This window comes from Nocardioides sp. (assembly GCF_035547795.1).
GTDB lineage: Bacteria > Actinomycetota > Actinomycetes > Propionibacteriales > Nocardioidaceae > Nocardioides.
The window spans coordinates 1-9,987 of sequence record NZ_DASZUF010000156.1 but is presented as its reverse complement, the minus strand read 5'-3'; the positions used below and the strand labels follow the sequence as shown (position 1 = coordinate 9,987).

Here is a 9,987-nt window from a genome sequence, read left to right as displayed (position 1 = left end):
TCCCGACCCGCATCGGGCCCTGGGAGGCGACCAGCACCAGCACCCGGAACTGCGGCAGCGAGACCTCCTCGACCGCACCGCCGACGGAGCGGGCCACGACGCCGAGGAGTGCCCGCGAGGCGGTGAGCGTCGCCTCGACCGCGTCCTCGAGCGAGTCATGCCCTGTCGCCACGGGTCGCTCCTTCCAGCCCCTGAGTCACCCGACACTACCGTGCCGCCGCGAGGAGTCTCGGGCCGGGAATTCGCTTGCATTTGTGCAAAAGATGCATGATTGCACTTGTTGTCGCCCCCATCTGTCTCTGGAGGAACCGAGTCCGTGTCGCCGCTGGCCGCCCTGCCCCGTGACGGAGCCGACGGTTGGAGCGCCTGGTTGCGCGGCTCGCGGCTCGGGCTGTTCCTGCTGGCGATCGTCGTCGGGGTCGCTGCCGGGCTCGGCGCGATCGCCTTCCGCTACCTGATCCAGGCCATCACCTGGCTGGCGACCGGACACGACCAGTTCGGTCAGGCCGGCCGAGTGGTCAGCGGTCACCTGCCCGCGCTCGGGCTCGCGTTCTACCTGGTGGTGCCCGCCGCGGGCGGCCTGCTCTACGGCCCGCTGGTCCACCGCTTCGCCCCGGAGGCGCGGGGCCACGGCGTCCCCGAGGTGATGGCCGCGGTCGCCGAGAACGGCGGCCGGATCCGGCCGCAGGTCGCCGTGGTCAAGGCGCTGGCCTCGGCGTTGACCATCGGCACGGGCGGCAGCGTCGGGCGGGAGGGGCCGATCGTGCAGATCGGCTCGGCGATGGCCTCCGCCATCGGACAGCGACTCCGGACGCCCGACAGCCGGCTGCGCATCCTGGTCGCCTGCGGTGCCGGCGGCGGGATCGCGGCGACCTTCAACGCCCCCATCACCGGCGTCTTCTTCGCGGTCGAGATCATCCTGCGCGAGCTCGCCGGCGAGGCGCTGTTCGCGATCATGCTGGCCGCGATGGTGGCCGACGCGGTCGCCGTACCGGTGCTCGGCAACGGCGCGTTCCTGAGCGGGTTCCCGCGCGGCGTGACCATCCACGGCTCCGCCGACTACCTGCTGGTGGCACTGCTGGCCGTGATCGCCGCGCTGGTCGGCCAGGCGTTCCGCATCGTGCTCTACGCGGTCGAGGACCTGTGCGACCGGGTCTGGGGTGGGCGGCCGGAGTGGGCCCGTCCGGTCGTCGGCGGTCTGGTCGTCGGGCTGCTGCTCCTCGCCGTGCCGCAGATGTTCGGCGTGGGATATCCGGTCATGTTCCAGGCCCTCGCGGGTGGCTACGGCGTCTGGTTCCTGCTGCTTCTCCTGGTGGCCAAGGTGCTCGCGACCAGCCTGACGCTCGGCGTCGGCGGCTCGGGTGGGGTCTTCGCACCCTCGCTCTTCGTCGGCCTGATGACCGGCACTGCCTACGGCACGGTCGCGGTCCACCTCTTCGGGGCGGGGGCTGGTCACCCGGCGCTGTACGCCGCGGTCGGCATGGCCGGTGTCTTCGGCTCCTCCACCCGCGCGCCGCTTACCGCTCTGGCCAGCGTCGTGGAGATGACCGGCGACTACAGCATCACGCTGTCGATCATGCTGACGGTGGCCGTCGCCACGGTCGTCTCGCGCGGCATCGGCTACGGCACGATCTACACCACCAAGCTGCTGCGACGCGGGCAGGACGTCGAGCGCGCCGCGCCCTGGCGCGCCTTCTCGCTGCTGACCGCCGACGAGGTGATGCAGGCGATTCCCCACCCCGAGCCGCTGGATGACGATCTGCCGGCCGGTCGGCTGGAGACGGCCGGGGAGCCGGCCGATCGGGCACGGGGAGCCGTCTTCGCCTCCGAGTCGGTGACGGAGGTGCTGCGCCACCTGCAGACGGAGGACCGCGACGCGGTGCCGGTCCTCTCGGAGAACGGTCACTACCTGATCGGCTGGGCGACCGCACCCAGCGTGCTGCGTGCCATCGGTCGGCGGCTCGGAGGGCGACCGCCGGGGCGTGCCGAGCGGGTCGCCCGGCGGGTGGTGCCGGCGAAGGCCGACGTCAGTCTGGCCGCTGTGCGCGGGCCGCGGTCTCCTTGATGATCCGCAGGAACGTCGGCCACAGCGGCTCGGGCAGGTCGTGGCCCATGCCCTGGATGAGCAGCAGCTCGGCGCCGGGCACCGCCATCGACGTGGCGCGGCCGCCAGAGACGTGCACCATCTTGTCGGCCAGGCCGTGCACCACCGAGAACGGCACGCCCACCTTCCGGAGGCCGGCGGTACGGTCGGGCTGAGTGAGCACGGCCAGCATCTGTCGAGCGACGCCGGAGGACCAGATCCCGCGGTCCCAGGTCTCCTCCAGCCGCTGGCGAGTGGCCTCCTCGTCGGCGGGGAAGCCGGGCGAGCCGATCAGCCGCTCGATCGCGATGCCGCCCTTGACGTACTCCGCCCGGCCACGCGCCGGCTTCAACAGCACCGGCAGGATCGAGGGATGCTGCCAGCCGACCGAGCGCTTGCCGGTGGTGGACATGACCGAAACCACCGAGCGCACCCGGTCGGGGTGCTCGACGGCCAGCGTCTGCACGATCATGCCGCCCATCGACATGCCGCACACGTGCGCCTGCTCGACGCCGAGCGCGTCCAGCAGCCCGACGGCGTCCGCGGCCATGTCGCCGATCGTGTACGGCGGGGTCACCCGCAGGCCGAGGAATGCCTTGGCCAGCTGGACCCGGCTCACCCGGCCGGAGAGCCTGCTGCTGCGGCCGATGTCGCGGTTGTCGTAGCGGATGACGTAGAAGCCGGACTCGGCCAGCAGGGTGCACAGCCGGATGTCCCACCAGGTCATCGGGCCGCCCAGGCCCATCACCAGCAGCAACGGCTCGCCGTCGGGGGAGCCGAAGGTCTGGTAGCAGAGCGTGACCCGCTCCCCGCCGGTCGAGCCGGTCGAGACCTCGGCGAAGAGCTCCTCGGAGACCGCCGTCATCGCGCTCAGCCCGCGAAATCGATCGCCGAGTAGGCCTGCAGCTTCGGAAGCTGGTGCTCGCTGGTGATCTTGCGGATCGTGCCCGAGCGCGAGCGCATCACCAGCGAGTCGGTCACCACCGAGCCGCCGGGGCGGTACTGAACGCCGCGCATCAGGTCGCCGTCGGTGATGCCGGTGGCCACGAAGAAGCAGTCGTCGCCGGTGACCAGGTCGTCGGTGCGCAGTACGAAGTCCGGATCGAGGTTGTGCCCGGCGTCCAGCGCCTTCTGCCGCTCGTCGTCGTCCTTGGGCCACAGCCGGCCCTGGATGGTGCCGCCCAGCGCCTTCATCGCGCAGGCCGCCACGATGCCCTCCGGCGTACCGCCGATGCCCAGCAGTAGGTCGGCGCCGCTCCCGGCGCGGGCGGCGGAGATGGCGCCGGCCACGTCGCCGTCGGTGATGAACTTGATCCGGGCGCCGGTGGCGCGGATCTGGTCGACCAGCTCGGCGTGCCGGGGACGGTCCAGCACGATGACGGTGACGTCGGAGGGCTTGGCGCCCTTGGCCTTGGCGACCTGGTGGATGTTCTCGGCGACCGGCATCCGGATGTCGACCACGTCAGCGGCCTCCGGCCCGGTGACCAGCTTCTCCATGTAGAAGACGGCGCTCGGGTCGTACATCGAGCCGCGCGGCGCGACCGCCAGGACACTGACGGCGTTCGACATGCCCTTCGCGGTCAGCGTGGTGCCGTCGATCGGGTCGACCGCCACGTCGCACTCCGGCCCGCTGCCGTCGCCGACCCGCTCGCCGTTGTAGAGCATCGGGGCGTTGTCCTTCTCGCCCTCGCCGATGACGACGGTGCCGTCCATCGCGACGGTCGAGATCATCACTCGCATCGCGTTGACCGCGACGCCGTCCGCGCCGTTCTTGTCGCCACGGCCGACCCAGCGGGCCGCGGCCATCGCGGCCGCCTCGGTGACCCGCACCAGCTCCAGCGCCAGGTTGCGGTCCGGCGCCTGCGGCGCGACGTCGAGGGGCTCGGGCAGATGGTGAGAGTCGGCCATGGCCAGACTTTATCGGTCGCGACGGGTCTGCCGGCTTGAACGATCCAGTCCCCGCCGCTCAGCCGCCTCTCAGCGCGGCGGTCGCCGCGACCAGCGCCACCGGGGTGAGCAGCAGTGAGACCCGGTGGAACCGGCCGGTGCTCGGGTGCAGCCCGCCGGCCACCAGGGTGCGGCGCCATAGCAGGTTGGCCAGGCTCCCGGTCCAGGTGATGCCGGCGCCGATCGTGACGCCGAGCAGCCCGGCCAGGACCGCCGTCGTCCCCAGCGGGGCGAGCAGGGGGAGGAGCAGCAGGGTGGCCGAGAGGTTGGCCAGTACGGCGCTGGCCAGGGTGGCGATCGCGGCGACCAGCAGTAGGTCCGGGTAGGCGTGGCCGTATGGGAGCAGGTGCGCGACCGCGTCGCCGAGGAAGGCCCGCGACAGCCCGGCGACGACCAGACCCAGGGCCAGCACCCACAGCGCGAACGCCGGGTGTGCGGCGCGGGCCGCGCGTCGCACCGTCATCAGCCCGCGTCGATGACCCCAGCCGACCAGCACCGCCGCGGCCGCGGCGGCCGGTACCCACGGCTCGATCCCGAGCGGCCCGAGCACCGCGAACCCGACCAGCATCAGTGCCACCACCGTCGTCGGCACCGCGACCCCTCCGGCACCTGACCCGACGAACGGCCCGCCCACGGGGCCGGCGTGCGGAAGGTCAGGTGCTCGGGAGGGAGTGGCAGGGCGGAGGTCGGCCCGGAACAGCAGGCGCAGCCCGGCGTACTCCACGATCAGCACCACGACCAGCGGCAGCGCCATCCGGGCCGCGAACCCGCCGAAGGACAGCCCGAGGTGCGGCATGGCCAGCAGGTTGGTGAGGTTGGAGACCGGCAGCAGCAGCGAGCCGGAGTTGGCCAGCCGCAGGCAGGCGTAGGCGCCGGGGCGCGGCGAGGTGCCCTGGCCCCGGGCGGCCGCGACCACCACGGGCGTCAGCAGCACGACCGTCGCGTCCAGACTCAGCACGGTGGTGACGATCGCGGCCAGCACGAACACGCCCAGCAGCAGGCGCTGGGGGCTGCCGGCGCTGTGACGTCGAACCAGCTGTGCGGCGGCCTCGAAGAGCCCCGCCCGGGCGCAGACCTCGGCCACCACCAGGATCGCCACCAGGAAGCCGACCACCGGTAGCAGCGGACGCAAGGCGGACCAGGCGGCGTGCCCACCAAGCAGGCCGGTGGCCAGCGTCAGGCCGGCGGCGAGGACCGCGGCGGTGGCCTCGGTGCGGGGCGGGGGATGACGGTGCGCGGTGACCAGCAGCCCGCCCAGCGACGCGACCCCGACCACATCGGCGAGTACGTCGGGGAGGGCCGGCACGCGCACCACCCTAGGGGGCTGCGACCATGGAGACGTGAGTGAGCAGGGCACCCCGCGTTACCAGAGGACCTTCCACGGACTGATCGTGTCGATGGTCGTGCTCGTGATCGCGGTGGTCGCGTTCTGGGCGCTGAACAACGCCACCCACGACACCCCCACCACCGACGAGTCGGTGGACTACCAGCACAGCGTCGCCGAGATCCAGCAGGCCGGAGCGCCGTTGCAGGTGGTCTATCCGCGCACGCTGCCGAAGGGCTGGACGGCGACCAGCGCCGACTACACGCCGCAGTCGGGCCTGGGCACCAGGCCGACCTGGAGCCTGGGGGTGCTGACCAGCCACCACAGCTTCGTCGGGCTGCGACTGGAGTCGGCACCGCTGACCAGCCTGGTCTCGACCTACATCGACAAGGACGCCTCGAGCGACGGTCAGGTGACGCTGAGGACGCCGGTCGGGTCGACGTGGAGCACCTACTCCGACGCCGGTGGCGACCACGGGTACGCCGAGGAGATCGGCGACTACGTGCTGCTGGTCTACGGCTCGGCGGACAAGGCCGACATGACCAGCTTCATGACGTCGCTGACGACTGATCCTCTGCCGCGCTCCTGAGTCGCTCGCGGGCGCCGTCGAGCCACTCCTGGCAGATGGTGGCGAGCCGCTCGCCGCGCTCCCACAGCGCCAGCGACTCCTCCAGTGTGGTGCCCCCGGCCTCGAGCCGGCGCACCACGTCGACCAGCTCCTCGCGGGCCTCCTCGTAGCTCGGCTTCTCCTGCTTCTTCGCCTCAGCCATCGCTCTCCTCGGTGCTGGTGGTGCTGGTGGTGCTCGTGGCGGTCGCGTGGATGCGCCCGTCGGCGACCCGGATGCTCAGCTCGGTGCCCTTGCTGGCGCCGGCGACGCTGGCCAGCACGTGGCCCTCGGCGTCCTGCACGACCGCGTAGCCGCGGCGCAGCGTCTCCAGCGGGCTGAGCGCACGGGCCCGGGCGCGCTGGTGGGCGATCTCGTCCGCGGCCCGGTCCAATTGATGGGTCAGGCAGCGGCGGGCCCGGTCGCGCAGCAGGGCGACCTCCTCCAGCCGGCCCTCGACCAGGCTGGCCGGGTCGGCGAGGACCGGCCGGGAGCGCAGCGCGTCGAGCGCCAACTGCTCGCGCTGCAGCCAGCCGGCCAGGGTGCCGCGCAGCCGCTCGCGGGCGGTCGCGACCAGGCGCAGCTCCTCGCCCACGTCGGGCACCACGATCTTGGCCGCGTCGGTCGGGGTGGAAGCACGGACGTCGGCCACCAGGTCCAGCAGCGGGGAGTCGGGCTCATGCCCGATCGCGCTGACCACGGGCGTCGTGGCGGCGTACACCGCTCGGATCAGGGCCTCGTCGGAGAACGGCAGCAGGTCTTCGACCGAGCCGCCACCGCGGGCGATCACGATCACGTCGACCTCGGGGTCCTTGTCGAGCCGTTGCAGGGCGCCGATGACCTCCTCGGCACTGCGCGGGCCCTGCATCGCGGCGTAGCCGACCTGGAAGCGGACCGCCGGCCAGCGGCGCCGGGCGTTCTCCAGGACGTCGCGCTCGGCCGCGGAGTTGGGCGCGGTGACCAGCCCGACCGTGCCAGGCAGGAACGGCAGCCGGCGCTTCAGCTCGGCCGCGAACAGGCCCTCGGCGGCGAGCAGCTGTCGACGCCGCTCCAGCCGGGCGAGCAGCTCGCCGAGCCCGACCGTCCGGATCTCGCGGGCCTGCAGCGACAGGCTGCCGCGGTTGGCGTAGTAGGACGGCTTGGCGTGCACCACCACGCTCGCGCCCTCGACCAGCGGCGGGTTGAGGCCGTCGAACATGATGCGGCTGCAGGTGACCGGGACGGAGATGTCGGCGACCGCGTCGCGCAGGGTCAGGAAGACCGTCTGCATCCCCGGACGACGGTTGACCTGGGCGATCTGACCCTCGACCCACACCGCGCCGAGCCGGTCGATCCAGCCGGCGATCGCGTTCGCGATCTGCCGCACCGGAGCCGGCGACTCGGGAGAGGTCTCCAAGGCCATGCCCGAGACCCTACTGAGCCGCACCGACAAGTCCGTAGACTCGGTCCCATGAACTCACCCCACGCAACCGCTCGCTGCGCTCGCGCTCGCGCGGGGGTCCCGCGATGAGTGTCGACCTGGGCAGCCCCCGCGTGATCTCCGAGGAGGAGAAGGCGGTGCTGCTCGCCTCGCCGCGCGGCTATTGCGCCGGGGTCGATCGGGCGATCGCGACGGTGGAGAAGGCGCTGGACCTCTACGGCCCGCCGGTCTACGTGCGCAAGGAGATCGTGCACAACAAGCACGTCGTCTCCGACCTGCGCGAGCGCGGGGCGGTCTTCGTCGACGAGCTCGACGAGGTGCCCTCCGGGGCGACGGTGGTGTTCTCCGCGCACGGCGTCGCGCCCGCGGTGTACGCCGACGCCGAGGCCCGGGGGCTGAAGACCATCGACGCGACCTGCCCCCTGGTCACCAAGGTGCACCACGAGGCGAAGCGGTTCGCCGGCCAGGACTACGACATCCTTCTCATCGGCCACGCCGGGCACGAGGAGGTCGAGGGCACGATGGGGGAGGCTCCCGAGCACACCCACCTGGTGCAGGGGCCCGACGACGTGGCGAACGTCGTCGTACGCGACCCCTCGCGGGTGGTCTGGCTCTCCCAGACCACGCTCTCGGTCGACGAGACCATGGAGACCGTGGCGGCGCTGCGGGAGCGCTTCCCCGAGCTGCTCGACCCGCCCAGCGACGACATCTGCTACGCCACCCAGAACCGGCAGTCGGCGGTCAAGCAGATCGCGGACGGCGTCGACCTGGTGATCGTGGTCGGCTCGGGCAACTCCTCCAACTCGGTGCGGCTGGTCGAGGTGGCCCGCGAGTCGGGCGCGCGTGACGCGCGGCGCGTCGACGACGCCTCCGAACTGCAGGACGCCTGGTTCGAGGGCGTCGACTCGGTTGCCGTCACCTCCGGCGCCAGCGTGCCGGAGGACCTGGTCCAGGGCGTGCTGGCGGCGCTGGCCGAGCGTGGCTACCCGGCCCCGAACGTCGTGCACAGCGTGTCCGAGTCGCTGATCTTCGCGCTTCCCAAGGAGCTGCGCCGCGATCTGAAGTCCGCCGGCCGCTGACGGGCTCGGTACGACGATGGCGCGCTATCTCGACGTCCACCCCGACAACCCGCAGCCCCGGCTGATCGGGCAGGCCGTGCAGGCCCTGCGCGACGACCAGCTGATCGCCTACCCGACCGACTCCGGCTACGCGCTCGGGTCGCGGATCGGCAACAAGGACGGCCGCGACCGGATCCTGGCGATCCGCGGCCTGGACGAGCGGCACCACTTCACCCTGGTCTGCCGCGACTTCTCCCAGCTCGGCCAGCTGGTGCACGTCGACAACTCGGCGTTCCGGGCGATCCGGGCGGCGACGCCGGGGCCGTTCACGTTCATCCTGCCGGCCACACCCGAGGTGCCGCGCCGGTTGTTGCACCCCAAGAAGCGCACCGTCGGCGTGCGCATCCCCGACCACACCGTGGTGCGGGCACTGCTGGAGGAGCTGGGCGAGCCGATCCTGTCCTCGACGCTGATCCTGCCCGGTGAGAGCGAGCCGCGGACCAACGGCTGGGACGTCAAGGAGGAGCTCGACCACCGCGTCGACGTGGTGATCGAGGCCGGTGACACCCCGGCCGAGCCCACCACCGTGATCGACTGGTCCGAGGGCGTCCCCGAGGTCGTCCGGCAGGGCGCGGGCGACTGGTCTCGGTTCGCCGGCTGAGGAGTCGGGCGGCTCGTCGTGGCGGTCTCAGCGCCCGGCGCGGGCCACCCAACGGCGCCGCTGGGCCAGGCAGCCGAGCGAGAGGGCGTAGCCCACGAAGAGCGCCACGCTGTGTCGACCGAGGCCGGAGACGACCGCCTGCAGGAAGCCGTCGCCGTGGCCCGCGATGCTCCCGGGCCGGCTGAGCGCGAACAGCACGAAGACGCCAATCATCAGCAGCGGCGGCAGCACGCCCACCGAGAAGAAGTCGCTCGGCCGCACCAGCAGCGCCACGCCGACGCAGATCAGCACGAAGCACAGGTCGAAGAGGAGCTCGATCCGGCCGGCCACGAGGGTGTCGACCACCGCGACCGTGAGGGCGAGCGCCACCCCGAGCGCGACCACCCGGCTGCCGGGCTCGCGTCCCTCTTCCCAGATCGTCCTGGTGTGGGTCATCGCCTCTCGGTCCTCCCTACAGGGCCACGGTAGGGTCCGGGGCCTCACCGTCGTCGGCGGCACGCCGCACCGCGTGGAGCTGCACCGGCCGGGGCGCGGCGAGCTCCTCGTCGGTCACGCCGAGTTCGGCGAACCGGCGTGCCGTGACCAGCACCCGGCTCTCCAGCGAGCCGACCGCCTGGTTGTAGCGGGTCACCGCCGCGTTGAGGGAGCGGCCCAGCGCGTCCAGGTGGCCGCCGAACGTCGCCAGCCGCCGGTGCAGGTCGCGGCCCAGCCGCTGCACCTCGCGGGCCTCCTCGGCGACGGTCGCCTGGGACCAGCCATGCGCGACGGTGCGCAGCAGCGCGATCAGCGTGGTCGGCGTCGCCAGCACCACCTGGCGAGCCCCGGCGTACTCGATCAGGGTCGGGTCCGCCTCGAGCGCGGCCGCGAGGAAGGACTCGGCCGGCACGAA

The 9,987-nt window shown here is 72.5% G+C and carries 11 protein-coding genes; 4 read left to right on the top strand and 7 right to left on the bottom strand.

The window, feature by feature from the left end:
* Positions 1 to 316 precede the first annotated feature (316 nt).
* Positions 317 to 2,065, top strand: coding sequence for a chloride channel protein (locus tag VHA72_RS10545; RefSeq protein ID WP_325574972.1), 1,749 nt, complete (start codon positions 317 to 319; stop codon positions 2,063 to 2,065).
* Here VHA72_RS10545 and VHA72_RS10540 read toward each other — a convergent pair.
* Genes VHA72_RS10540 through VHA72_RS10530 form a run of 3 tightly spaced genes read right to left on the bottom strand, consistent with a single transcriptional unit; the run spans position 2,028 to position 5,336 of the window.
* Positions 2,028 to 2,948 (bottom strand): alpha/beta fold hydrolase, encoded by a 921-nt coding sequence (locus VHA72_RS10540; protein WP_325574970.1) that lies wholly within the window; start codon positions 2,946 to 2,948, stop codon positions 2,028 to 2,030. The genes VHA72_RS10545 and VHA72_RS10540 overlap by 38 nt on opposite strands.
* A gap of 5 nt (positions 2,949 to 2,953) precedes the next feature.
* Positions 2,954 to 3,991 carry a class II fructose-bisphosphatase gene (gene glpX, locus VHA72_RS10535; protein WP_325574968.1) on the bottom strand — a complete coding sequence of 346 codons (1,038 nt, stop codon included), beginning with the start codon at positions 3,989 to 3,991 and terminating at the stop codon, positions 2,954 to 2,956.
* Positions 3,992 to 4,049: 58 nt separating this feature from the next.
* On the bottom strand, positions 4,050 to 5,336 hold the full coding sequence (locus VHA72_RS10530) for an SLC13 family permease (protein ID WP_325574966.1): 1,287 nt from the start codon (positions 5,334 to 5,336) through the stop codon (positions 4,050 to 4,052).
* A 34-nt stretch (positions 5,337 to 5,370) separates the two neighbouring features.
* Between VHA72_RS10530 and VHA72_RS10525 the strand changes: the two genes are divergently transcribed.
* Entirely contained in the window at positions 5,371 to 5,943 is a 573-nt protein-coding gene (locus tag VHA72_RS10525; protein ID WP_325574964.1) for a DUF4245 family protein, read from the top strand.
* Here VHA72_RS10525 and VHA72_RS10520 read toward each other — a convergent pair.
* Positions 5,903 to 6,124 (bottom strand): exodeoxyribonuclease VII small subunit, encoded by a 222-nt coding sequence (locus VHA72_RS10520; RefSeq protein WP_325574962.1) that lies wholly within the window; start codon positions 6,122 to 6,124, stop codon positions 5,903 to 5,905. The two genes, VHA72_RS10525 and VHA72_RS10520, sit on opposite strands and share 41 nt — an antisense overlap.
* On the bottom strand, positions 6,117 to 7,361 hold the full coding sequence (gene xseA, locus VHA72_RS10515; RefSeq protein ID WP_325574960.1) for an exodeoxyribonuclease VII large subunit: 1,245 nt from the start codon (positions 7,359 to 7,361) through the stop codon (positions 6,117 to 6,119). Before xseA ends, VHA72_RS10520 begins: the two co-directional genes overlap by 8 nt.
* Positions 7,362 to 7,465: 104 nt before the next feature.
* Between xseA and VHA72_RS10510 the strand changes: the two genes are divergently transcribed.
* Both VHA72_RS10510 and VHA72_RS10505 read left to right on the top strand, forming a co-directional pair.
* Positions 7,466 to 8,458 carry a 4-hydroxy-3-methylbut-2-enyl diphosphate reductase gene (locus VHA72_RS10510; protein ID WP_325574959.1) on the top strand — a complete coding sequence of 331 codons (993 nt, stop codon included), beginning with the start codon at positions 7,466 to 7,468 and terminating at the stop codon, positions 8,456 to 8,458.
* A 16-nt stretch (positions 8,459 to 8,474) separates the two neighbouring features.
* On the top strand, positions 8,475 to 9,098 hold the full coding sequence (locus VHA72_RS10505) for an L-threonylcarbamoyladenylate synthase (RefSeq protein ID WP_325574957.1): 624 nt from the start codon (positions 8,475 to 8,477) through the stop codon (positions 9,096 to 9,098).
* Between the two features lie 27 nt (positions 9,099 to 9,125).
* On the opposite strand, the gene VHA72_RS10500 is transcribed toward VHA72_RS10505, so the two are convergent.
* Entirely contained in the window at positions 9,126 to 9,533 is a 408-nt protein-coding gene (locus tag VHA72_RS10500; RefSeq protein ID WP_325574955.1) for a DUF6542 domain-containing protein, read from the bottom strand.
* A 16-nt stretch (positions 9,534 to 9,549) separates the two neighbouring features.
* On the bottom strand, positions 9,550 to 9,987 hold a 438-nt coding region (gene rmuC, locus VHA72_RS10495; protein ID WP_325574953.1), incomplete at its 5' end, for a DNA recombination protein RmuC.